The organism is Aestuariimicrobium sp. Y1814, assembly GCF_050113895.1.
Lineage (GTDB): Bacteria > Actinomycetota > Actinomycetes > Propionibacteriales > Propionibacteriaceae > Aestuariimicrobium.
On record NZ_JBNJRW010000013.1, the window covers coordinates 1 to 22,605 of the forward strand.

Consider the following 22,605-nt stretch of genomic DNA (forward strand, 5'->3'; position numbering starts at 1 on the left):
GTGCCCGATGGCCGGGTGGGCCGGGCATGAGTGCGGCACCATCACCACCGACCCGGCGAAACTGCTGCCCACCGTCGAGGTGGTGGTGCACCTGACCGACCAGGTCCTCCGCGACGGTGCCGGGGTGGCCCGCAGTGAACAGGTCGGCCCCCTGCTCGCCGGCTGGGTGAAGACCCTGGTCGGCCACAGTCGCGTGAAGGTGCGCCCGGTCCTCGACGCGGGCAACCAGGTGCCGGTGGATTCCTACGAATGCCCACCGAACATGCGCCGGGCCGTGGAACTGCGCAACCCCTACGAGGTGTTCCCGTTCTCCAGCCGCCTGTCCCCGGGCCTCGACCTGGACCACACCACCCCCTGGACCCCCACCCGCGGACTCACCAGGGCGGACAACCTCGGGCCGTTGTCCCGGCGGGTCCACCGCGCGAAAACCCACGGTGGCTGGCACCTCGAACAACTCCACCCCGGCATGTTCATCTGGACCTCACCCCTGGGATTCCGCTACCTCGTCACCCCCACCGGATCCTGGATGATCAACGACCCCACCACCCACATCACCACCCTCGCCGGCTGAGCACTACTCGGCCAGCACCAGCGCCAGTTGGTCGACGGCCCAGTTCAGCTCGGACTGCTGGATCGTCAGTGGCGGTGCCAGTCGGACGGTATGACCGTGGGTGTCCTTGACGAGCACTCCGCGCGCGAGCATGCGCTCGGCGACCTCGCGTCCGGTGCCGCGGGAGGGTTCGATGTCGACCCCTGCCCAGAGCCCGGCCACGCGCACGTCCGTGAGCCCGTGTCCGAGCAGGGCGTCCAGTCGCGCCTTGAGGTGGCGCCCCAGGGTCGCGGAGCGGTCCTGGAACTCGCCGGTGCGCAGCAATTCGACCACTCGCAGGCCGACGGCCGCGGCAAGCGGGTTCCCTCCGAACGTCGACCCGTGCTCGCCGGGCTGGAACACACCGAGCACCTCGCGGTCCCCGACGACCGCCGAGACCGGCAGGATCCCGCCGCCCAGGGCCTTGCCCAGCAGGTACAGGTCGGGGACGACACCGTCGCGCTCGCACGCGAAGGTGACCCCGGCTCGTCCGAGCCCGGACTGGATCTCGTCGGCGACCAGCAGCACGTTGTGCCGGGTGCACAGCTCGCGGACCCTGCGCAGGTAGCCCGCCGGCGGGATGATGACGCCGGCCTCACCCTGGATGGGTTCGATGAGCACCGCGGCCGTGGACTCCCCGATCGCGGCCTCGATGGCGTCCGCCTCCTGGTACGGGACGATGTCGAAGCCGGGGGTGAACGGACCGAACCCGTCACGGGCGAGCGGGTCGTCGCTGAACCCGACGATGGTGGTCGTGCGGCCGTGGAAGTTGCCCGCGGCGACGATGATGCGGGCGCTGTCGGCAGGCACCCCCTTGACCCGGTAGGCCCAGGCGCGAGCGGCCTTGATGCCGGTCTCGACGGCCTCCGCGCCGGTGTTCATCGGCAGCACGAGGTCCTTGCCGCACAACTCGGCCAGGGCAGCACAGAAACCAGCGAGCTGGTCGTTGTGGAAGGCCCTGCTGGTCAGGGTCAGTCGTCCGATCTGGTCAACCGCCGCCCCGACCAGGTCGGGGTGGCGGTGCCCGAAGTTGAGGGCCGAGTAGGCCGACAGCAGGTCGAGGTAGCGCCTGCCCTCGACGTCGGTGACCCACACGTCCTGCGCCGAGGCCACGACCACCGGCAACGGGTGGTAGTTGTGGGCGACGTGCTGGTTCTCCTCGTAGATGTGGCGAGTTGTCGTGCTCATGATCTGCCTCCTCGCAGCTCCAGCGTGCAACATTTGATCCCGCCGCCGCCGAGGTGCAGTTCGGACACGTCGACGGGGACGGGGAGGTAGCCGCGCTCACGCAGCTCGGCCTCGAAGTGCCCGGTGTCCGGCGGGATGATCACGTGGCGGCCATCGCTGGTCGCGTTCACCACCAGCGCGTCCGGTGCGGGGGTGGGCAGTCGGATCGCGTCGGGGAAGCGCACCGCGAGCTCGTCCTGGCTGGGCTGGTCGAAGGCCGCGGGCAGGTAGGCGATGGTCTCCTCATCGAGCACGCACAGCGCCGTGTCGAGGTGGTAGTAGGTGGGGTTGACCAGCCGCAGCGAGACGACCTCTCGTCCGAACACCCGCGCGACCTCATCGTGACTGGCGCGAACCGACCTGAAGCCGTGGCCGGCCAGGATCGTGTCACCCACCAGCATCAGGTCGCCCTCCCCCTCCTGCGTGGCGACCGGCTCGACCACGTCGAACCCGTGGGCGGCGCACCAGTCCAGGAAGTGGGGTTCCTCGCCGCGCCGTTCGGCGACGGCAAACCGGGCGCCGAGCGCGATGCCGTCGATGACCAGGCCGGCGTTGGCCGTGTAGACCATGTCGTCCAGGCCCGGGACCGGGTCGATCAGTTCGACCTCGTGGCCCAGGCGCAGGTAGGTATCGTGCAATGCCTGCCACTGGGCCAGCGCCCTGGCCCGGTCGGGCTGCCGACCCCGGTTCATCCATGGATTGATCTCGGAGCTGACCGCGAAGTGCTCGGGTCGGCACATGAGGTAGCGACGCGGTTGTTGGATTCGCTGCGTGGAGGACATGTCGCTCCCACCCCGATGTGGTCGGCGGACGCTGTCCCTGGGCCCGGCGGCACTTCAACCCGCTGCTGACCAGCGAGGAAGAGGCGACACGAGCACGCCTGTGGCCATTATTCCACGGCGTGCCCGGCGGCGTCGATGATCATGCTCTCGTGGGTCACGGTGGCTCCGAGCACCGTGCCCCGCTCGTCGAGGAACACCACGTCCACATTGCCGAGCCCGGTCCACGGCGCGGGCTTGGAGTCCTCGGCGAAGAACCCGCCCAGCGCCTCGATGGCAGCGATGATGTCGCGGTCGTAGGGGTAGCGTCGCTTCACCGCCGTGGGCCGCGGGCGGGCGTAGCCATTGCCCGCCGCGACGCCGATCGTCCGGGTCGAGGCGAGGTGTGCCAACTGGACGAGCAGCGGGTGCCCCTCGTCCCCGTCGTTGAAGACGAACTCAATGTGGGCCGTCCGAGGGCGCAGTGACTGCATCCACGCCAGCTGTTCGTCCTTGGTCACGCCTGCACGCTACCGGGCGCGGCAGACTGGGCGCATGCCCTTGCTCACTGCCGCCGCCGAACAAGGCACCGTCAGGCTCACGTGGGAACTCCCCCATGACCCGAGAAGCGTCTGGCAGCACCTGACCGACGTCGACCGGTTGACGGAATGGCTGGGGCAGCTGCGGTTCGGAAGCTTCACGGTGGGCGACGAGCTCGTGATCGACCACGGCGAGGGATACCTGTGTCGCAGCATCGTGCAGGTTGCCGACGAACCCCGGGTGCTCGCGATGACGTGGCACTTCCCGGACGAGCCGGCTTCCCGGCTCAGCATCAATCTGGATCCACCCGGACGACTGGAGCTCGAGCACACCGCCCTCGGCGACCTGGTCGGGTCATACCTGCCGGGGTGGATCACGCACCTCACCTTCCTCGAGGCCTCGCTGCGTGGCGAACCGATTCCGTTGAGCGCCTTCTGGGGGCTCCACGCCACCCACGAACGACTGACCGCACCATGGCTCGGATCCTGATCACCGGCATGTCCGGTGCCGGCAAGTCGACGCTGCTGGCTGAGCTGGCGGCCCGCGGGCACCTGACTGTCGACACCGACTACGACGGCTGGGAACAGATCAGCGATCTGCTCGCCGAGCACGGCGACCTCGTGGTGTCGGGAACCGCAGAGAACCAGGGGCAGTTCTACGACCGGTTTGAGCACGTGATCCTGCTCAGCGCCCCGGTCGAGACCCTCATCGAACGCGTCGCGACTCGGACGAACAATCCCTACGGACGCACCCCCGAGCAGCAGGACGAGATCCGTAGGTATGTGCGGGAGGTGGAGCCGCTCCTGCGACGCGGGGCGAGCCTGGAGCTCGACGGGCGCCGACCCGTCCGCGAACTGGCCGATGTGGTCGAGTCCCTCAGTGTGGACGAGGACGCCATGCACTACGTCGACCACGAACCCGGGGCCTGGTTCCTGGTCGAGCACGATGACGCGCTCTACCTGGATGCCCGCTACACGTACAGTGCGCTCATCGACGACTCGGCGTTGATCCGCCTGACCGACCGTGAGCGTCACGACTACCTCGCGCGCGGACGGGACTCGATAGGTGAGCTGGCAGCAGCCGTGCATGAGAGCGCACCGTATCGGCCCACCTCCGTGTTCCACGAGCGCGACCTGTACCGCTCCCCCGAGGGGCGTCGGTGGCGCCAGCGGGTCGGGATGGCGATCGCCGACCACGCCTGGATCAGGCGTCAGAACTCCGCTCTTTTCCCGCCCGAGGCAAGGCGGCAGGCGCCCTAGCCGGGGATGGCTTTGATGAGTTCTTCCAGGTCCTTCACCGCGTTCTCGAATGTGTAGGACGCGGGTGCATTGGTGCAAACACCACCCGACTCGAACTCGCTGTCGCACTTGTAGATGACGTGCACGGTGAGGCCGGGGAGCTGCAGGGTGAGGTGAGGCCGGTCACGGTCCTGTTGCAGCAGGCCGACCCCGATGATCACTCCTCCGCGAGACTGGGCGACGTCAGAGTTCACCAGTGACCCGGTCTTCTCTCCCTGCCTACGAACGACCTCAACATTGACATCGTCCGGCTGGGACTGAACCATGATCTCCACCTCGAAGGGGGTGGTGTTGTAGCGGGCCGCGACCGGCTCTGACTTCCAGTTGCATCGCAAGGTGACATGCGGATTGTCGGCCCCACCGGTCTCGACGTAGACGTGGTCGACGGGCACCATTTCGCCCACCAGTCCGGGAAAGAATTCCCCGTAGCGCTGGCAGGGGAACGTCTCGAGCGGGGGGAATGGGACGAGGTCGAAATTCTCCTTCGCCGGGGCCGCGGTCGTCGCGAGGACGGATTCGCTCGACTCAGTTGTCGTCGGCCCAGCTGCTGAGACCGTTGATGGACTGCCTGTTGCGGGGTCGCTCGAGCCGCACCCCGAAAGCACCAGCGCGCAGATCAATGCGATCGCACCCCAACCATTGACCCGAATCCGCTTCATGAAACGCCCCGTTCTTGCTACGGCTAGACGCTAGACCTGAAGTCGACCGCGGTGCAATAGGGAGGAGTTGGGGAGCGTCCCAAATTGGCAAGCGCGAACACCGGGGTAGGCGACAGCACTACTCCACGCCGCCAGTCGGCGCGGGCGTCCCGAGTGCCGCCATCGTGCGGCGAAAGACGACGTGTCGGTCATCGGTGACGACGACCTTGACGCCTGCCTCCGCCGCGGCGACGCAGGCCGCCGCGATCGCAGCGCGGACGTGCTCGGGCCGCACGATCGGGTCCAGGGGGGTGCGCATGCCGCCGTGGTGAGCTCTGCCTGGGCCGCACCGGCGTGGTGTGACAGCCACCCGCCGAATCGAGACGCCACCTGCACGGGCGCATCCCGCGTGTCGAAGGCCACACCTAGCGTGACGACCGACCCGCGGCAGAGACCACGAGGAAGTCGTCGGACGAGGCGAGCCCGGCACGGAGCCGGAGCCTCGCGGTTCGGATGGGCAGCGCGACCAGCACGAGCATGACCGCAAAGATCACAATCAGCACGTAGGTCGGCACCCGGCCCACGCCGGAGACGACCAAGTACACGGCCGTAAGCACCAGCAGTGCGAACACGATCCAGACGCCGACGAGCGCGGACCTGTTGGAGCGCTCGGCCGTGTAGACGCGCCCGGCGCCGAAGAAGTCCCGCCACTGCGCCACGTGGGCGGGCTCAAGTCCGATCGCACTCAGGTCACTGCCGATAACAGGGCCTCCTGACGGTCTCATTCCTGCTGAGGGTGGTCTCGTCGACGGTAACGCACATGTCAGGAAGCCAACCACGGGTCGATCAAACCCACACCCGTGTGCTCGAAATCCTTCACGTTCCGTGTTGCACAGGTCGCGTCGTGAGCCAGGCAGATCGCAGCTATCTGCGCATCGGCAGTGCTGATGGGAGCGCCCGCGGCCGCTCGGGCAACGAGCACGTCGGCGTAGCACTCCGCCGCGGCTTCGTCGAAAGGAAGTAGTGCACGACTCCCCCGGTAAGGCCCGAGCGCCTCATCGATCCGGGAGGCCAGGCGTGCTCTTCGCTGACCGTCCGGAAGTCGGCGAACGCCTGCCAGCAACTCCGCGAGGGTGATCGAGGTGATCGCGACGTCGTCCGTCAATGCCTCCATCCACTCGATCACCCGCAGCTCCAGCGCGGGTCGGAAGATCTCCGAGACGACGTTGGTGTCGAGGATGATCACTCGAAGTCCACCCACCTCGCGACGTCGTCGCGTTCCGGAACCGTCAACCCCTCAGCACCCCCGACATCCTGCGCCGCAGCCAACAACGCCAAGCCGACGTGCGGCCTTCGAGCTGCCTTGGTGAGGATGTCGCGAACCTCAGCCTCCATGGACCGCCCGTGCTCTTTGGCCTGCTTGGCGAGTTGCCGCTTCACTGCCTCGTCGAGCCCACGAACAACGATGGATGACATCTTCAACCACCTCCCCTGATATCACTAATGATAGCCATCGGGGCCAGTCCTCGCTCCCCGGCACGGAGCTGGGCCAGGCCGGCGGCGACGACACCGGCATGGGAGATCAGGACAAGCTGCCGGGGGCGATGACTCACGACCGATCAGGTGGGCACGGGCGTCCAGAGCCGGTCGACGGGCATCACATGCAGCCGGTCCTCGTAGGTGTAGGAACGAGAACCGGTCGTCAGCATGATGCCTCCGATGAATCTCGCGCCCAGCAAGTCACGAAGCTGAGCCAGACCACGAAACTCCTTCCCGGGGGCTCGTTCACTGGCCTTGACCTCGAACGCGACAACTCGCCCGTCGTCGAGCTCGACAACGAGATCGACCTCAGCTCCGTCACTCGTGCGCCAGTGCCCGAGCGCTGCGGGCTCCTCCAACCAGGACGCCTGCTTGCGCAGTTCCCCGACGACGAAGGTCTCCAGCAGGTGGCCGAAGTCGGTGAGTGACGACGGGTCGATACCGGTGAGCTTCTCGGGGGTGAGTCGGAGCAGTCGGGCGGCCAGCCCGGAGTCGACGACGTGGACCTTTGGCTTCGCGCTCACGCGCGAGCGAAGATTCTTGCCCCACGCGGGGAGACGCACGACCAGGAAGAGATCCTCAAGGAGCCGGAGATGATTCTCGGCGGTGGGCCTGCTGACGCCAAGCTTCTCAGCTGCCGTCGTCACGTTCAGCAGCTGACCAGTCTGTGCCGCGACGTACGCCAACAGGTCTGCCAGCGCCTGACGCTCGCGGATCCTGCTCAGCTCCACGGCATCGCGCTCGACGGACGCTCGGACGAAGTCGTCGAACCAGCGAGCCCTGGCCGGACCCGATCGCCGCAGCGCGAGGGGCATTCCTCCGGAGCACACGCGATCGACATACTCAGCTCGCGTCGTCGTCGACAATGGGTCGGCGCTCACGACCGCATCGGCATCCGCTGAGAGCGCCTCGAGCAGGTTCTCCCGCGCTCCCTCCAGCTCCCCTTGGGAGAGTGGCCAGATGACGAGCGAATGGAGGCGTCCGGTCAGCGCCTGCACTGTCGCTGGCAGGGCATCCTGCCTCGTCGACCCTGTGATGACCGCCGTTCCCGGAGGGCTCCCCTCACGATTCAGGCGCGCCTTGAGCGCATCAAGCACATCCGGGACTCGCTGATACTCGTCGATGCACACTGGGGCCCCGACTCTCACTGTGGCTGCCAGATTCCCCTGGACAGCCTCGCGCACCCCGACGTCGTCGAGGTCGATCACCGAACTGCCAACAGATTCAGCAAAGCCGCGGAGCACCGTTGACTTGCCTACCGACCGTGGACCGTGCAAGGCGATCACCGGTTCGATCTGCACCCGCTCCGCCAGGAGATCACTGATGCGACGGGGGACGAATCCATCCAGCTCCATGAGCCTAACTTAGCAAACGTGAGCGTCCGTGGCTTACAAACACGAGCATGGCCGTCTCGGTCGCGGCGTATCCCTGCCGGGTCCGGCCGGACGCCCGCATCAGCAGGTTCCCGTCCGCGGGGTTCGTCTCGACGAGGATGTCGATGTCCGACCCCGGGGTCGCCGTGCCGCGAGCGACGCAGCCGAACAGCTTCTGGTTCGTCGCGCCGTACCGGTCAAGTAGCACCTCAAACCCGTCTCGACGCGCGTCGAGGAACTCGCGGAGCGAGCGTCTCGGGCGTCGCAGCAACCTCAGGCACACCTTCAGGATACCGGCGACGGCGGGCATTGAGGATCGTGCGGCGCTGACCAGGGTTTAGACATAGAATCGAAATTCGACCACATTCCGGCGCAGGGCAACGTCACGCACCCAGCCCCCGTGGCTTCAGAATGTCACGCGGACTGCAGCGGCGCGATCGCCGCAACCTGGTCACGCAGTGCCCGCCGCTCGAGCCGCAGCTCATAGTTCGACTGCAGGTTCATCCAGAACTCCTCGGATGTCCCGAAGTAGCGCGCCAGACGGATCGCCGTGTCCGCGGTGATCCCTCGCTTGCCGTGCACGATCTCGTTGATGCGCCGCGGCGGCACACCGATCGACACCGCCAGCTTGTTCTGCGTGATCCCGAAGCCCTCGATGAAGTCCTCCATCAGGATCTCTCCCGGATGGATCGGCTCGATCAGGTCAGGCTCAGTGGTAGTCGACGAGTTCGACATCTTCAGCACCTCCATCTCTCCAGACGAAGCAGAGACGCCACTGCGCGTTCACGCGGATGCTGTGCTGCCCACGTCGGTCACCGACGAGCCGCTCCAAGCGGTTCCCCGGTGGGACCCGGAGGTCTTCGACATCTTTCGCCGCATGGATCAGTTCGAGCTTCCGCAAGGTCGCCCGCTGCACGGTCCGGTCGACGCGCTTGACGTACTGCTCATGCCAGATGCGTTCGGTGTCCTTGCTGCCGAACGATCTGATCACGAGACCAGTGTATGGCGGATACCGTCAATAACGCTAGACGTTAAACCGGAACTCGACCACGTCACCGTCCTGCATGACGTAGTCCTTGCCCTCCAGGCGCATCTTCCCTGCAGCCTTCGCGGCCTGCTCGGAACCGGCGGCCACCAGGTCGTCAAAGCTGACCACCTCGGCCTTGATGAAGCCCTTCTGGAAGTCGGTGTGGATCACACCAGCTGCCTCCGGCGCGGTCGCGCCCTTGGGGATCGTCCACCCGCGAGCCTCCTTGGGGCCGGCGGTCAGGTAGCTCTGCAGCCCCAGCGTGTCGTAGCCCACCCGAGCCAGCACGTCCAGGCCGGGTTCGTCGACACCGCTGTCGGCCAGGAACTCGCGCGCCTCCTCGTCGGTCATCTCGACCAGCTCCGACTCGAACTTGGCATCCAGGAAGATCGCCTCGGCCGGGGCCACGATTTCGCGCATCCGCGACTTGAGGTCCTCGTTGGCCAGCTCGTCCTGGTCGCAGTTGAACACGTAGATGAACGGCTTGGCGGTGAGCAGGAAGAACTCGCGCAGCAGCTCGGTGTCCATCCCCGAGGCGAAGACGGTCGTCCCCGAGTTGAGCACCTCGATCGCCTCGTTCATGGCCGCCAGCTTGGGCTGGACGTCCTTCTTGATCCGGGCTTCCTTGTCGACGCGCGGCAGGGCCTTCTCCAGGGTCTGCAGGTCGGCCAGGATCAGCTCGGTGGTGATCGTCGAGATATCACTGCCGGGGTCGACCTTGCCGTCGACGTGGGTGACGTCGGCGTCCTCGAACACCCGGGTCACCTGGCAGATCGCCTGGGCCTCACGGATGTTGGCCAGGAACGCGTTGCCCATGCCCTCACCCTGGCTGGCTCCCTTGACGATGCCGGCGATGTCGACGAATGACACCGTGGCGGGCACGAGCCGCTCCGAGCCGTAGATCTCGGCCAGCTTGGCCAGCCGCGGGTCGGGCACCCCGACCACGCCGACGTTCGGCTCGATCGTGGCGAACGGGTAGTTCGCGGCGAGCACATCGTTCTTGGTCAGGGCGTTGAAAAGGGTCGACTTGCCGGCGTTGGGCAGTCCGACGATTCCGATGGTAAGAGCCACGAGAGGCAAGCTTACCCGTGAGCGCCGCCCCGGCTCACACCCCCGACCAGTACGCTTCCAGCGCCCGTGACAGGTACCAGGGGTCGTCGGCCCCGCACATTTCGCGCGCCGAATGCATCGACAGCAGCGGGATGCCGACATCGACCGTGGTGATGCCCAGCCGGGAGGCCGTGATCGGCCCAATGGTCGAGCCGCAGGGCACCGAGTTGTTCGACACGAACGGCTGGCTGGGCACCTCGGCGGCATCACAGGCCCGACGCCACAGCGCCGCACCGACCGCATCGGTGGCGTAGCGCTGGTTCGCGTTGATCTTCAGCAGCGGACCGGCATTCACCAGCGGCTGGTTCTGCGGGTCGTGGCGACCGACATGGTTGGGGTGCACCGCATGCCCGGCATCAGCCGAAATGCAGCTCGAGCGACGGATCATCGCGGCAAACCGGTCACCCGCAATGCCGTGCCCGGCAGCAATGCGGCGCAGCACGTCCTCCAGGAGCGGACCGGCCGCACCACTCGCCGTGGCCGAACCGACCTCTTCATGGTCGAAGGCCACCATGACCGCGATGTCGGAGCCCAGTTCCACCCGGCTCAGCGCCACCAGACCCGCGTGCACACTGCTCAGGTTGTCCAGCCGCGGCGAGGCGAAGAACTGCTCCCCCACGCCGAACATGCCCGGTTCCTGGGTGGTGAAGGCGACCACGTCGTGGTGGGCCAGGTCGGCCCGCTCGATGCCGGCCTGTTCACAGAGGTACTCCTCGATGTCGAGGTCGGCGTCGCCGACCGCGAAGACCGGACGAGTGTGCTGCTGCCGGTCAAGCGTCAAACCGTCGTTGGCCGTGCGATCGAGGTGGATGGCCAACTGCGGGATCCGCAGGATAGGCCCGGTGCGCACCATCCGCACCTCGCCCTCGACCGTGGTCAGCCGACCCGCCAGCCCCAGTTCGCGATCGAGCCACGAGTTGAGCAGCGGCCCACCGTAGATCTCCATGCCGGCCTGCTGCCAGCCGGCGACGCTCGCGGTGGCGTTCGGCTTCAACTTGAAGCCCGGTGAGTCGGTGTGCGACCCGACAATACGGAACCCGGTCGTGTCATCGACGGTGTCGGGCACCAGCCAGGCCACCACCGCCCCGTCGCGGACGACGAACTGCCCGCCGTGGCTGCGTTCCCAGGGTCGCGCCTCGTCCAAGCGGGTGAAACCACTGGCCTCCAGGTGCGCGGCCACGACATCAGCGGCGTGGTACGAGCTGGGCGAGGCCTTGACGAATGATGCCAGGCCCTCGAGGTGATCGCGTGCAGACATGGACCCATCCAACCAGAGTTCAGTCCAGCCCCAGGGTGGACACCTGGCGTTCGACCACCTCCCGGAAGAAGGCGTCGGTGTCGTCCACCACGCCGCGGAAGTGGCCGGCCAACTCCAGGGAGATGAACCCGATCACCTGCGCGAGTTCGGCCACCGCACCGGTGGCAGAGATGTCCAGGAAGGGGGCCGCCACCCGGGCCGCGGCCGGGATGGTCTGCGGGGGTGCCTGGTAGTCAGGCACCGGCGTGCCGTAGATCAGCTGGAACTCGTGCGGGAAGGCCCGGGCCCAGTCGCGTGCAGCCAGGGCCGCGGCACGCCAGAGCTGCGCCGGACCACCGTCGACCTCGGCGACGGCCTGCTCGACGGCGCCAGCGAGGTGGCCGTAGCTCTCGATGATCAACTCGGTCAGCAGCGCCTCGCGGTTGGGAAAGTAGCGGAACACCGCCGAGGAGACCATGCCCACGTCGCGCGCGACCGCCCGCATGGACAACCCCGCCGCGCCCTGCTGGGCGATCTGGCTGCGCGCACTGGCCAGGATGCGCGCGGTGTTCTCGGCCCTGCCCTGTTCCCGGATTCCCGCCATGGACCCCATCATGCCGACCCCGCCAGGAAATTGCGAGAGCAATGCTCTTGCTTTTTCGAGAGCACTGCTCTCATACTGGACCCATGAAGACCACAGCCACTCCCCTGTTCGGCCTCGGGGTCACGATGGCCGCCTACCTGCTGCTGCGCCCCTACGGCGATTCCGGCGATACGGCGGCCACCGCTGCCGCGTTCGCCAGTCCGCTGTGGGTTGCCGCCCACCTGTGCGGGGTGCTGGCGATCGCCCAGTTCGCCCGGCTTGCCCTACGGCTGGACGAGGCGCTGGCCTCGACCGGGCGCCGCTCCACCAGCGCCCGCCCGGCGCGCACCCTGACCCTGGTCGGCCTCGTGCTGTGCCTGCCCTACTACGGCACCGAGACCTTCGGCCTGCATGCCCTGGGCCGGGCGCACCGGGCCGATCCCTCCGCCGGGATGCTCGCGGTGGCCGAGCAGGTGCGCAACCAGCCGGTCGCGCTGGCGACGTTCGGCATCGGCCTGCTCGCACTGTCGGTGGCGGGGGTGCTGGTGGCGCTGGCCTGGGCCCGCCACAGCCGGACGATGAGCTGGGCGGCGTGGCCGTTGGGCGTGGCCATGGCACTGTTCCCGGTGCAGTTCTACCTGCCGCCGGCCGGGCGCATCGGCTACGGCCTGGTGGTGGCGGCCTGCGCCGCACTGTGGCTGGTGGCCGTGCTGCGGCGACCCACCGATTCGGCCCCCAGCGGGGTGGCCGACAAGTTTTGTCAGAGTGCTGCGGCACAGTGAAGACATGACTTCCGCATCGCTCGTCCTGCTGCTGACCGGCCTGGTCGTGGGCGCCCTCGGCACCTGGCTGGTGGCCCGCTCCCGGGGCCAGGCCGACCTGCACGAGGCCCGGGCCGGCGCCGAACGGGCCCGAGCCGAGACCGCACAGGTGCGGGCCGAGCTGGCCACCCAGCGTGAACTGCTGGCCCAGCACCGCACCGAGGCCGCCAATGCCGACGCCGACCGGGCCGAGCACCAGGCCATGGTCAGCCAGGCCCGCACCGAGGCGGCCGAGGCGAAGGCCGACCTGGCCGGCGCCATCGCCCAGCGCGATGCCGCCAGGGCCCAGGTCGCGGCTATCAGCGCCGACCAGCAGCGGATGACCGACCAGTTCAAGCTGCTCTCGGCCGAGCAGCTCGAACAGCAGGGGCGCACCGCCGACGCCGCGGCGGCCGAGCGCCAGAAGGCCGTCGAAGCAGTGGTCACCCCGCTGACCCAGCAGCTGGCCGAGTTCCAGCAGAAGATCACCCTGATGGAGCGCGAGCGCACCGCCCTGACCACCGAACTGCGCGAGCAGGTCAAGCTGGTCAGCGCGACCGGCGACCAGGTCCGCCGCGAGACCCACGCCCTGGCCACCGCGCTGCGCAAGCCGCAGGTGCGCGGCCAGTGGGGTGAGCTGCAGCTCAAGCGGCTGGTCGAGTTCTCCGGCCTGGTCGAGAACATCCACTTCGTGACCCAGGCGACCACCACGACGAGTGCCGAGACCACCATCCGGCCCGACATGACGATCCTGCTGGGTGACGGCAAGCAGGTGCACGTCGACTCGAAGGTGCCGCTGTCGGCCTTCCTCGACGCCCACGAGAGCGAGTCCGAGGTCGAACGCGAGCAGCGCCTGGTCCAGTTCACCCGCAACGTCCGCACCCACATCGACCAGCTCGCCGACAAGAAGTACTGGTCCTCCGAGGTGGCCACCCCGGAGTTCGTGATCATGTTCATCCCGATGGAGTCGCTCTACGCCGAGGCCATGCACCGCATGCCCGACCTGTTCGAGCACGCCACCGCCCGGGGCATCGTGCTGGCCAACCCCGGCTCACTGATCGCACTGCTCAAGACCGTGGCCCACTCGTGGCGGCAGGCCGAACTCGCCGAGAACGCCGGGAAGGTGCTCAGCCTGGCCCGCGAACTGCACGACCGGCTCGCCACCATGGGCGCCAACATCGACAAGCTCGGCCGCGCACTGGGCAGCACGGTGAAGGCCTACAACGCCTCGGTCGGCTCCCTCGAGGCCCGGGTGCTGCCCACCGCCCGCAAGCTGAACGACCTGCATGTCACCGAGGCGGCGCTGGAGTCCCCCAGCCGGGTCGACGCCGAGGTGCGCCCGCTCACCGCCCCCGAACTGGAGATGAGGCGCCCCGACCCGAGCCTGGCGGAGTTGGTCGAGGACACCACACCGGCGCGCACCGCACACCTGCGCCAGCTCGGCTGACCCGCCGCCGACGGCCAAGGGGTGCGAGTTCGCCCGGGTGGGAGTACAAATGAACCTTGTGACCACTCTCGCTGAAACCGCTGCCCTGATCGAGGCCGCCACCGGCGTCCTGCACGGTGTCGCCACGATGACGCCCCTGCAGCACAACGAGCGCCTGTCACAGGCCAGCGGGGCCGAGGTCTGGCTCAAGCGGGAAGACCTGCAGCCGGTGCGCTCCTACAAGTTGCGCGGCGCCTACTTCCTGATGAGCCGGCTCACCGCCGACGAGCGGGCCGCCGGCGTGATCTGCGCCTCGGCCGGCAACCACGGCCAGGGAGTCGCCTGGAGTTGCGCGCGGCTCGGCATCAACGCACGCATCTTCATCCCGTCCACCACCCCGCGCCAGAAGCGTGACCGCATGAACGCGCTGGGCCAGGGCCACATCGAGCTGGTGGTCGGCGGCGACACCTATGACGACGCCTCCACCCTGGCGAAGAAGGTGGCCGCCACCGAGGGGGCCACCATGGTGCCGGCCTTCGACGACCTGCGCACCGTCGCCGGTCAGGGCACCCTGGCCCCCGAGATCGTCGAACAACTCGGCAAGGCCCCCGACGTGCTGCTCGTCCCGGTCGGCGGCGGCGGGCTGCTGTCGGGCCTGGGCGCGTGGTTCCGCATCAACTACCCCGACACCCGCATCATCGGCGTCGAACCCGCCGGGGCGCCCAGCATGATCCGCGCACTGGAGGCCGGGCAGCCGGTCTCGCTGAAGGGCATCGACACCTTCATCGACGGCGCCGCGGTCAGCCGCGCCGGCGACCTCACCCTGCCGCTGGTCAGGCAGGTCGCCCCCGAGATGATCGCCGTGCCTGAGGGGCAGGTCTGCACGGAGATGCTCGACATGTATCAGGTCGACGGCATCATCGCCGAGCCGGCCGGGGCGTTGTCGTCGGCCGCGCTGCGCACCTCCGAGGTCGACAGCGCCGTGGTCATCGGGCCCGGGAAGACAGTCGTCTCGATCGTCTCGGGCGGCAACAATGACGTCTCCCGTTACGCCGAGATCGTCGAGCGCTCCCTGGTGCACCAGGGCCGCAAGCGCTACCTGCTGGTCAGCTTCCCGCAGGAGCCGGGAGCGCTGCGCCGCTTCCTCGACGAGGTGCTCGGCCCCGATGACGACATCGTCCACTTCGAGTACATCAAGCGGTCCAACCGCGACACCGGCCCGGCGCTGGTGGGCATCGAACTGTCCGACCCCTTCGACTTCCCGAAGCTGGTCGAACGCCTCGACGCCACCAACATCCAGGCCGAGGTGCTGCCCGCCGACAGCCCCTTCACCCGACTGCTCGTCTGAGCCGGGCCGCAGAAGCCCGTCAGTGCTGCTGAGCGCGCTTGATGTCCTTGCGCAGTTCCGGCGGCAGCGCGAAGACCAGCGACTCCTCGGTCAGGCGCTCCTCGACCGCGGCCGGGAAGCCGCGGTCCTGCAGGTGTGACAGCACGCCCTGGACCAGTTCGTCGGGCACCGAGGCACCGCTGGTGACCCCGACCGACTCGACTCCCTCGAGCCAGGCATCGTCGATCTCCCCGGCGTTGTCGACGCGGTAGGCGGCCTTGGCGCCGGCATCCAGCGCGACCTCGACCAGCCGCACCGAGTTGGACGAGTTCTGCGAGCCGACCACGATGACCAGGTCGCTGTGCTCGGCGATCTGCTTGATCGCGGCCTGCCGGTTCGAGGTGGCGTAGCAGATGTCGTCCGAGGGCGGGTCCATCAGCAGCGGGAACTTCTCCCGCAGGCGGCGCACCGTCTCATAGGTCTCATCGACGCTCAGGGTGGTCTGGCTGAGCCAGGCCAGCTTGCTCGGGTCCTTGACCTCGAGGGCGTCGACGTCCTCGGGGTGCTCGACCAGGGTCATGTGGTCGGGGGCCTCACCCATGGTGCCCTCGACCTCTTCGTGGTTCGCGTGGCCGATCAGCAGGATCTCGCGGTCGTCGGCGGCGAACCGCTTGGCCTCGTGGTGCACCTTGGTCACCAGCGGGCAGGTCGCGTCAATGGTCTTCAGTTCCCGCTCGGCGGCCTCGGCGTGCACCGCCGGGGAGACCCCGTGGGCGGAGAAGACGACGGTGGCGCCCTCGGGCACCTCGACGAGTTCCTCCACGAAGATCGCCCCACGCTGTTCCAGGGTCTCCACCACGTGCTTGTTGTGCACGATCTGCTTGCGCACGTACACGGGCGGGCCGTACAGGTCCAGGGCCTTCTCGACGGTGATCACGGCCCGGTCGACACCCGCACAGTACCCACGGGGTGCGGCCACCACGACACGCTTGGAGGTCTCAGTCATGCCGTCAGTCTACCGGGGGGTGAGCCGGTGCAGCGGCACACTGGAACCCGACCCCACTTCAAGGAGAACGTTGCCGCATGGCCGAACCGGGCTGGTACCACGACCCCACCGGAACTGAGCGCTACCGCTACTGGGACGGCTCGAGCTGGTCGACATCCACCAGCCAGGAACTGCCTGGGGGTCGCGGCCCCCGGTATCGATGGGCCCTGTTCCTGGTCGCCGGTGTCGTCGCCCTCGCGGTGGTGCTCACCCTGCTGCTGCCCCGCGGCGGCACCGACCCCGACACCGACGCCACCGAGCAGACCACCACGACCGAGGCACCCACCGACCCCCAGACCCCGGGCGCCACCCAGACCTCCCGTGACCTGTGCACCGCCGGCAATGGGCGCTACCTGTCGGCATCCAAGCAGAAGAACGTGGTGCACACGGGCCTGGCCATCGACTTCCCGCAGGACTGGGGCTTCCGCCTCGACGTCGACCAGTTCCCCTGGCTCGAAGACGTCTACCCCTTCGGCACGATCGCGAACGACATCGAGGCCGCCATCATCATCGGACGACAGCCCGCCGCACTGCCCACCGACCTGACCCTGGCCGTGCAGCAGAACTGGTTGTGCTTCGTCGACCGCGGTTTCCTGCAGGACGAGGGCCTGCCCGACGAACTACCGGCCGACGTCGAGACCATCGAGACCAACGGCGTCCCCGGGGCGAAGGCCGACATCACCGCCGAGACCAGCCAGGGCAAGGTGGTCCTCACCATCCGCGTCCACCACACCGGCAGCGCACTGGTGAGCTTCATCGGCTACCACGACCAGGCTGGCGACACCGCGATCGACGAGCAGATCCGCACCACCCTGGACACCATCCGCCGCGGCTGACGATTCTGTCGGACCCACCACCTAGGGTGGTTGCGTGGCCGAACTCCAGAGCTCTGCTGACCGCCCCCAACCGCTGGGGCGGGTGGTCGCTGCGCTCAAGGGCTGGGTGGAACGCACCGGCGACATCTGGGTCGAGGGCCAGGTGCTCGAGATCAACCGCCGCAGCGGCGCCACCCAGTACCTCAAGCTGCGTGACTCGCGGGTCAACGTGTCGGCCACACTGACCTGCAGCCGGCTCGTGCTCGACAATGCCGGCCCGCTCACCGAAGGCGCCACCGTCGCCGCGTGGGTGAAGGCCCGCGTGTGGGAGCAGAACACCCAACTCAGTTTCGAGTGCCGGGAACTGCGCCCCATGGGCGAGGGCCAGCTGCTGGCCCGCCTCGAACACCTCAAACGCACCCTGCAAGCTGAGGGCCTGTTCGACCCGCACCGCAAACAGCGGCTGCCGTTCGTCCCGGCCGTCATCGGGCTGATCTCGGGCGCCAACTCCGACGCCGAACGCGACGTGGTCACCAACACCCGCCGCCGCTGGCCCTCGGCCCGCTTCGAGGTGCGCAACACCCCGGTGCAGGGCGCCACCGCGGCGGCCGAGATCATCGACGCCCTGGCCGAGCTCGACCGCACCCCCGGCGTCGAGGTGATCGTGATCGCCCGCGGCGGCGGTTCCTTGGAAGACCTGCTGCCCTTCTCCGACGAGGGCCTGGTGCGGGCGGTCGCCGCCTGCCGCACCCCGGTGGTCTCGGCGATCGGCCACGAGAAGGACTCCCCCATCCTCGACAACGTCGCCGACCTGCGCGCCTCGACCCCGACCGATGCCGCGAAACGGATCGTCCCCGATGCCACCGAGGAACGTGCCCTGGTGCAGCAGGCCCGCAGCCGGATGGCGCAGGCGGTGGTTTCCCGGCTCGAGAACGAACAGCGGCTGCTCGACCAGCTGCGCTCCCGCCCGGTGTTGCTGAACCCGCTGGCCAGCTTCGAGATGCACCAGGAACGTCTCGACTCCCAGCGCGCCAGCCTGCACGCGGCCATCAGCCGCGCCGTGGACGACGAGTCACGCCAGCTGCGCCACCTGCTCGAACGTGTCCGGTCCCTGTCACCGCAGCGGACCCTGGAACGCGGCTACGCCATCCTCACCGACGGCACCGACACCATCACCTCGGTCACCTCGGTGGACGAGGGCGACGACCTGCTGGCCTACCTCGCCGACGGCGAGCTCGTCCTCGAAGTGCGCCAGAGCACCCCGAACCCCCACCCCCAAGCACCGGCCGGAGGCGACCATGACTGAGACCCCGCAGATCCCCTACGAGCAGGCCCGCGCCGAACTGGCCGAGGTGGTCACCAAACTCGAGTCGGGCCGCGCCCCGCTGGCCGAGTCGATGCAGCTGTGGCAGCGCGGCGAGCAGCTGGCCGAGATCTGCCAGCAGTGGCTGGACGGGGCCCGCGCCACGGTCGAGGCCGCCCGCAAGTCAGTCGACAAGTCACTCGAGTAGCCCGGCGACCTCACTGAGGCGTTCCACCCCGGCGTCGGAGACCAGCACGGTGGTCACCCCGGCATCACTGGTGTGCACCAGCGAATGGGTGCGCCGGTCGGCCGAGAGGTAGTGCTGCCACTCCCGGCCGGCGGCCTCGACCGGCCCGACCGGGGTGCCCTCCCGGGTGACGTGCACCAGGTAGGGCGCGGCCGGGGCACTGGTCTGGTTGATCGCGAAGTAGACCTGGTGATCGGCCAGGAACCCCAACTCCAACGTCGGGCCACCGGCCGGGTCACCCGAGGGCAGCACCTGGCCGGTCTCCACCCAGACCGCCTTGGTGGCCGTCCACCCGGCGGGCAACGCCTTCAGCGTCTGCACCTCGAACTCGTCGGCCTGCTGCGCCTGGGCCACCACCGACTGCCAGTCCACCGAGGTCACCGGCGGCCCCTCGGGGTCGCGGGTGAAGAACCAGGTGATCAGCAGCACCGGCACCATCAACACGATGATGGTCCAGATCATGTCGCGGGCAGTTGCGTTCTTGTTGGGTCCAGCCACCCGGCCAGTGTCCCAGCTACACCAACCGGGGACCAATCAGCCCCATCAGAGGGATTCCTCCAGCATGTCGGTGACCAGGGCGGCGATCGGGGAACGCTCCGAGCGGGTCAGGGTCACGTGGCCGAACAGCGGGTTGCCCTTCAGCTTCTCGACCACGGCCGCGACCCCGTCGTGGCGCCCGACCCGCAGGTTGTCACGCTGGGCCACGTCGTGGGTCAGTACCACCCGCGAGTTCTGCCCGATGCGGCTGAGCACCGTCAGCAGCACATTGCGTTCCAGCGACTGCGCCTCGTCGACGATCACGAACGCGTCATGCAGCGAACGCCCACGGATGTGGGTCAGCGGCAGCACCTCGAGCATCTCCTGCTCGATGATCTCGTCGATCACGTACTTGTTGGTCAGCGCCCCGAGGGTGTCGAAGACGGCCTGGCCCCACGGCGACATCTTCTCGTTCTCGTTGCCGGGCAGGTAGCCGAGCTCCTGGCCGCCGACCGCGTACAGCGGCCGGAACACCATCATCTTGGAGTACATCCGGCGTTCCATCACCATCTCGAGCCCCGCACACAGGGCCAGGGCCGACTTGCCGGTGCCGGCGCGCCCACCCAGCGACACGATGCCGACCTCCGGGTCGAGCAGCAGGTCGAGCGCGACCCGCTGCTCAGCCGATCGTCCGTGCAGCCCGAACGCTTCGCGGTCGGACTTCACCAGCCGCACCTGCCCGGTGGCGGTCTTGCGCCCCAGCGCGGTACCGCTGGACGAGTGCAGCACCAGGCCGGTGTTGACCGGCAGCGACTCCGCCTCGGCGACCTCGGCCGACCCGCCTGCGTAGAGTGCGTCGATGACCTCACCGGGCACCTCGAGTGACTTCATGCCGGTCCAACCGGTGTCACGGGCCAGTTCGGCGCGGTACTCCTGGGCCTGCAGCCCGACCGCCGAGGCCTTGACCCGCATCGGCAGGTCCTTCGAGACCAGCACCACGTCGGCACCCTCGGCCTGGTAGTTCAGCGCCACCGCCAGGATGCGGGTGTCGTTGTCGCCCAGCCGGAAGCCGAGCGGCAGCCGGGTCTGGTCGGTGTGGTTCAGCTCCACGTGGATCACCCCACCGCGGTCATTGACCGGGATCGGCTCGTCGAGTCGTCCGTGCTCAACCCGCAGGTCGTCCAGCAGTCGCAGCGCCGAGCGGGCGAAGTAGCCCAGTTCCGGGTGGTGGCGCTTGGCCTCGAGTTCGGTGATGACCACGATCGGCACGACGATGGCGTGCTCGGCGAAACGCAGCAATGCGCGGGGGTCACTCAGCAGCACGGAGGTGTCGATCACATAGGTGGTCAGCGGCCGGGAGGAACCGGTGAACGCGAGGGGCGGGGCCGCCTGGTCCGGCGTGGTGTTCTGGTCGGTGGCGCTCTTGAGCACGGTGTTTCCTTCCCGTGGCAAGGGCCTCACACCAACGGCGAACAACCCTTGCTGGATCTTTCGTTCCGTGGTGAAGCATCGTCGGGGAAGGCGGGCCATGGGGCCCTGACAGCCGCTTCTGGTCCCGACGCTAATCGCCGTGACTGCCCGATCCCGGTTGGCGCGCCGGAAATTCATTCCGGCCGCGCGAGAGTTCACCCAGTGTTTGCCGAGCAGGCTCAGGCGAAGGTGGCCACGCAGATCGCGGCGAAGTGGCACAGTGCGGCCACCACCGTCGCGGCGTGGAAGATCTCGTGGAAGCCGAACCAGGTCGGTGACGGGTTGGGCCGCTTGCGGGCATAGACCACCGCACCGAGTGAGTAGACCAGGCCACCGGCGATGATCAGCGCCACCACGAGCGGCCCGCCGTTGGTCCAGAACTGGCCCAGCCAGCCGACCGCCGCCCAGCCCATCAGCAGGTACAGCGCGGTGTAGAGCCAGCGTGGGGCCGACAGCCACAGCACCCGGAACCCGACGCCCAGCGCGGCCGCGACCCAGATCAGCACCAGCAGCGCTACCCGGGAGCGTCCCTCGAGCAGTTGCACGGCCAGCGGCGTGTAGGTGCCGGCGATGAACACGAAGATGTTGGCGTGGTCGAAGCGGCGCAGCAGTCTCGTGGTGCGTTCGCTCCAGGTGCCGCGGTGGTAGACCGCAGAGTTGCCGAACAGCAGCAGGGCGCTCAACAGGTAGACCGCCACGGCCACTCGTCCGCCGATGGTCGGGGTGAAGATGATCAGCACCAGCCCGCCCAGGAAGGCCAGCGGGGTCATGCCGGTGTGCAGCCACCCCCTCAGCCGGGGCTTCACTGCTGCCACCACGTCCGCCACCCGGGGCGACTCACTCAACTTCTGCACACCACTAACCTACGCTTGCGTAGGTTCAGGTACAACACGGCCCCGCTTCGCTAGGCTGACCAGCATGTCGAAGTCGTCACTGTTCAGCCGACTGCGCAGCCCCGAGGGCAGGCAGGAACTGATCGACCGACTGCACCCGCGCGGACTGCTCTACCGCTCCTACGAGGGGCGACTCACCGCCGAGCTCGACCGCGACCGGCTGCCGCAGCACGTGGCGGTGATGGCCGACGGGAACCGCCGCTGGGCCCGACTGAACGCCCCCGGCCAGCCACTGATCACCGGGTACCGGGCCGGCGCCGACAAGCTGCGCGACTTCTGCGGGTGGTGCGACGAGTCCGGCATCGGTCGGGTCACCCTGTGGGTGCTGAGCACCGACAACCTGCAGCGCGCCGACCGTGACGAGCTCGACGGGCTGCTGCAGGTGATCGGCGACATGGTCACCGACCTGGCCACCCACCCCAACTGGCGGGTGCAGATCGTCGGCGCGATGGACCTGCTGCCCGACGACATCGCCGCCCGGCTCAAGGCCGCCACCGAACCCACCGCCGGGCGCACCGGCATGCACATCAACATCGCGGTCAGCTACGGCGGACGACACGAGTTGCGCGACGCCTTCCGTTCCCTGCTGGCCGAAGAGGCCGAGAAGGGGACGACCTTGGCCGAGTTGGCCACCACCTTGGAGATCGAGCAGATCGCTGACCACCTGTACACCAAGGGGCAGCCCGACCCCGACCTGATCATCCGTACCAGCGGTGAGCAGCGGGTCTCGGGGTTCCTGATCTGGCAGAGCGTGCACAGTGAGCTGTACTTCTGTGAGGCGCTGTGGCCCGACTTCCGCCGGGTCGACTTCCTGCGCGCCCTGCGTTCCTTCACCCAGCGTGAGCGTCGCTACGGCCGCTGAGCAAACACCGATATGATGACT

28 protein-coding genes and 1 pseudogene are annotated in these 22,605 nt (G+C 68.3%); 10 read left to right on the plus strand and 19 right to left on the minus strand.

From position 1 onward, the window contains the following. Positions 1-571 (plus strand): annotated as a pseudogene (locus tag ACQE3C_RS13240) (hypothetical protein); the annotation flags it as partial. A 3-nt stretch (positions 572-574) separates the two neighbouring features. Here the strand turns inward: ACQE3C_RS13240 and rocD are convergent. From rocD to ACQE3C_RS13255, 3 genes are all read right to left on the minus strand, one after another. Next, on the minus strand, positions 575-1,777 hold the full coding sequence (rocD, locus tag ACQE3C_RS13245; protein ID WP_434539093.1) for an ornithine--oxo-acid transaminase: 1,203 nt from the start codon (positions 1,775-1,777) through the stop codon (positions 575-577). Beyond that, positions 1,774-2,598 carry a dimethylargininase gene (ddaH, locus tag ACQE3C_RS13250; protein WP_434539092.1) on the minus strand — a complete coding sequence of 275 codons (825 nt, stop codon included), beginning with the start codon at positions 2,596-2,598 and terminating at the stop codon, positions 1,774-1,776. The genes rocD and ddaH overlap by 4 nt, the downstream gene beginning before the upstream one ends. Positions 2,599-2,705: 107 nt before the next feature. After that, positions 2,706-3,095 (minus strand): hypothetical protein, encoded by a 390-nt coding sequence (locus ACQE3C_RS13255; protein ID WP_434539091.1) that lies wholly within the window; start codon positions 3,093-3,095, stop codon positions 2,706-2,708. Positions 3,096-3,129: 34 nt separating this feature from the next. Here ACQE3C_RS13255 and ACQE3C_RS13260 point away from each other — a divergent pair, with 34 nt between their 5' ends. Further along, positions 3,130-3,603: an SRPBCC domain-containing protein gene (locus tag ACQE3C_RS13260; RefSeq protein ID WP_434539090.1), complete on the plus strand. Its 474-nt coding sequence runs from the start codon at positions 3,130-3,132 to the stop codon at positions 3,601-3,603. Next, the gene (locus ACQE3C_RS13265) at positions 3,588-4,373 is read left to right on the plus strand and encodes a hypothetical protein (protein WP_434539089.1); all 786 of its coding nucleotides are present in this window, start codon (positions 3,588-3,590) and stop codon (positions 4,371-4,373) included. The genes ACQE3C_RS13260 and ACQE3C_RS13265 overlap by 16 nt, the downstream gene beginning before the upstream one ends. On the opposite strand, the gene ACQE3C_RS13270 is transcribed toward ACQE3C_RS13265, so the two are convergent. The 12 genes from ACQE3C_RS13270 to ACQE3C_RS13325 all read right to left on the minus strand — a co-directional run bounded on the left by ACQE3C_RS13270 (position 4,370) and on the right by ACQE3C_RS13325 (position 11,940). Further along, complete coding sequence (locus ACQE3C_RS13270; RefSeq protein WP_434539088.1) at positions 4,370-4,816, minus strand: hypothetical protein; 447 nt, start codon at positions 4,814-4,816, stop codon at positions 4,370-4,372. The genes ACQE3C_RS13265 and ACQE3C_RS13270 overlap by 4 nt on opposite strands. Before the next feature lie 373 nt (positions 4,817-5,189). Beyond that, a complete protein-coding gene (locus tag ACQE3C_RS13275; protein WP_434539087.1) occupies positions 5,190-5,369 on the minus strand; it encodes a hypothetical protein in 180 nt (59 codons plus the stop codon). A gap of 106 nt (positions 5,370-5,475) precedes the next feature. Then, positions 5,476-5,835 carry a hypothetical protein gene (locus tag ACQE3C_RS13280; RefSeq protein ID WP_434539086.1) on the minus strand — a complete coding sequence of 120 codons (360 nt, stop codon included), beginning with the start codon at positions 5,833-5,835 and terminating at the stop codon, positions 5,476-5,478. Positions 5,836-5,873: 38 nt separating this feature from the next. Further along, a complete protein-coding gene (locus ACQE3C_RS13285) occupies positions 5,874-6,296 on the minus strand; it encodes a type II toxin-antitoxin system VapC family toxin (RefSeq protein ID WP_434539085.1) in 423 nt (140 codons plus the stop codon). Then, complete coding sequence (locus ACQE3C_RS13290) at positions 6,293-6,526, minus strand: FitA-like ribbon-helix-helix domain-containing protein (RefSeq protein ID WP_434539084.1); 234 nt, start codon at positions 6,524-6,526, stop codon at positions 6,293-6,295. The genes ACQE3C_RS13285 and ACQE3C_RS13290 overlap by 4 nt, the downstream gene beginning before the upstream one ends. Before the next feature lie 143 nt (positions 6,527-6,669). Then, positions 6,670-7,944 carry an ATP-binding protein gene (locus tag ACQE3C_RS13295; RefSeq protein WP_434539083.1) on the minus strand — a complete coding sequence of 425 codons (1,275 nt, stop codon included), beginning with the start codon at positions 7,942-7,944 and terminating at the stop codon, positions 6,670-6,672. 4 nt (positions 7,945-7,948) lie between these two features. Next, positions 7,949-8,272, minus strand: coding sequence for a nucleotidyltransferase family protein (locus tag ACQE3C_RS13300; protein WP_434539082.1), 324 nt, complete (start codon positions 8,270-8,272; stop codon positions 7,949-7,951). Positions 8,273-8,376: 104 nt separating this feature from the next. After that, the gene (locus ACQE3C_RS13305; RefSeq protein ID WP_434539081.1) at positions 8,377-8,712 is read right to left on the minus strand and encodes a HigA family addiction module antitoxin; all 336 of its coding nucleotides are present in this window, start codon (positions 8,710-8,712) and stop codon (positions 8,377-8,379) included. After that, positions 8,672-8,953, minus strand: a complete 282-nt coding sequence (locus ACQE3C_RS13310; RefSeq protein WP_434539080.1) for a type II toxin-antitoxin system RelE/ParE family toxin — start codon at positions 8,951-8,953, stop codon at positions 8,672-8,674. Before ACQE3C_RS13310 ends, ACQE3C_RS13305 begins: the two co-directional genes overlap by 41 nt. Positions 8,954-8,986: 33 nt before the next feature. Further along, positions 8,987-10,060, minus strand: a complete 1,074-nt coding sequence (gene ychF / locus ACQE3C_RS13315; RefSeq protein ID WP_434539079.1) for a redox-regulated ATPase YchF — start codon at positions 10,058-10,060, stop codon at positions 8,987-8,989. Positions 10,061-10,094: 34 nt separating this feature from the next. Further along, positions 10,095-11,357, minus strand: coding sequence for a M18 family aminopeptidase (locus ACQE3C_RS13320; protein WP_434539078.1), 1,263 nt, complete (start codon positions 11,355-11,357; stop codon positions 10,095-10,097). A gap of 19 nt (positions 11,358-11,376) precedes the next feature. Then, positions 11,377-11,940, minus strand: a complete 564-nt coding sequence (locus ACQE3C_RS13325; RefSeq protein WP_434539077.1) for a TetR/AcrR family transcriptional regulator — start codon at positions 11,938-11,940, stop codon at positions 11,377-11,379. A gap of 83 nt (positions 11,941-12,023) precedes the next feature. Between ACQE3C_RS13325 and ACQE3C_RS13330 the strand changes: the two genes are divergently transcribed. The 3 genes from ACQE3C_RS13330 to ilvA are packed head-to-tail and all read left to right on the plus strand — an operon-like array spanning position 12,024 to position 15,493. Beyond that, the gene (locus tag ACQE3C_RS13330) at positions 12,024-12,701 is read left to right on the plus strand and encodes a hypothetical protein (RefSeq protein WP_434539076.1); all 678 of its coding nucleotides are present in this window, start codon (positions 12,024-12,026) and stop codon (positions 12,699-12,701) included. Between the two features lie 4 nt (positions 12,702-12,705). Beyond that, a complete protein-coding gene (gene rmuC / locus ACQE3C_RS13335; protein ID WP_434539075.1) occupies positions 12,706-14,166 on the plus strand; it encodes a DNA recombination protein RmuC in 1,461 nt (486 codons plus the stop codon). Positions 14,167-14,215: 49 nt separating this feature from the next. Continuing rightward, positions 14,216-15,493 (plus strand): threonine ammonia-lyase IlvA, encoded by a 1,278-nt coding sequence (ilvA, locus tag ACQE3C_RS13340; RefSeq protein ID WP_434539074.1) that lies wholly within the window; start codon positions 14,216-14,218, stop codon positions 15,491-15,493. A 19-nt stretch (positions 15,494-15,512) separates the two neighbouring features. Here the strand turns inward: ilvA and ACQE3C_RS13345 are convergent, their stop codons facing one another. After that, positions 15,513-16,478: a 4-hydroxy-3-methylbut-2-enyl diphosphate reductase gene (locus tag ACQE3C_RS13345; protein WP_434539073.1), complete on the minus strand. Its 966-nt coding sequence runs from the start codon at positions 16,476-16,478 to the stop codon at positions 15,513-15,515. Between the two features lie 77 nt (positions 16,479-16,555). On the opposite strand from ACQE3C_RS13345, the gene ACQE3C_RS13350 reads away from it, so the two are divergent. Genes ACQE3C_RS13350 through ACQE3C_RS13360 form a run of 3 tightly spaced genes read left to right on the plus strand, consistent with a single transcriptional unit; the run spans position 16,556 to position 18,843 of the window. Next, positions 16,556-17,353: a DUF2510 domain-containing protein gene (locus ACQE3C_RS13350; RefSeq protein ID WP_434539072.1), complete on the plus strand. Its 798-nt coding sequence runs from the start codon at positions 16,556-16,558 to the stop codon at positions 17,351-17,353. Between the two features lie 34 nt (positions 17,354-17,387). After that, positions 17,388-18,638: an exodeoxyribonuclease VII large subunit gene (gene xseA, locus ACQE3C_RS13355; protein WP_434539071.1), complete on the plus strand. Its 1,251-nt coding sequence runs from the start codon at positions 17,388-17,390 to the stop codon at positions 18,636-18,638. Further along, entirely contained in the window at positions 18,631-18,843 is a 213-nt protein-coding gene (locus ACQE3C_RS13360) for an exodeoxyribonuclease VII small subunit (RefSeq protein WP_434539070.1), read from the plus strand. The genes xseA and ACQE3C_RS13360 overlap by 8 nt, the downstream gene beginning before the upstream one ends. Here the strand turns inward: ACQE3C_RS13360 and ACQE3C_RS13365 are convergent. The 3 genes from ACQE3C_RS13365 to trhA all read right to left on the minus strand — a co-directional run bounded on the left by ACQE3C_RS13365 (position 18,832) and on the right by trhA (position 21,683). Continuing rightward, complete coding sequence (locus tag ACQE3C_RS13365) at positions 18,832-19,380, minus strand: DUF4245 domain-containing protein (protein WP_434539069.1); 549 nt, start codon at positions 19,378-19,380, stop codon at positions 18,832-18,834. The two genes, ACQE3C_RS13360 and ACQE3C_RS13365, sit on opposite strands and share 12 nt — an antisense overlap. Positions 19,381-19,425: 45 nt before the next feature. After that, positions 19,426-20,709, minus strand: a complete 1,284-nt coding sequence (locus ACQE3C_RS13370; RefSeq protein WP_434539218.1) for a PhoH family protein — start codon at positions 20,707-20,709, stop codon at positions 19,426-19,428. Between the two features lie 299 nt (positions 20,710-21,008). Next, positions 21,009-21,683, minus strand: a complete 675-nt coding sequence (trhA, locus tag ACQE3C_RS13375) for a PAQR family membrane homeostasis protein TrhA (RefSeq protein WP_434539068.1) — start codon at positions 21,681-21,683, stop codon at positions 21,009-21,011. Positions 21,684-21,747: 64 nt separating this feature from the next. Here trhA and ACQE3C_RS13380 point away from each other — a divergent pair, with 64 nt between their 5' ends. Further along, positions 21,748-22,584, plus strand: coding sequence for an isoprenyl transferase (locus ACQE3C_RS13380; RefSeq protein ID WP_434539067.1), 837 nt, complete (start codon positions 21,748-21,750; stop codon positions 22,582-22,584). Positions 22,585-22,605: the final 21 nt, after the last annotated feature.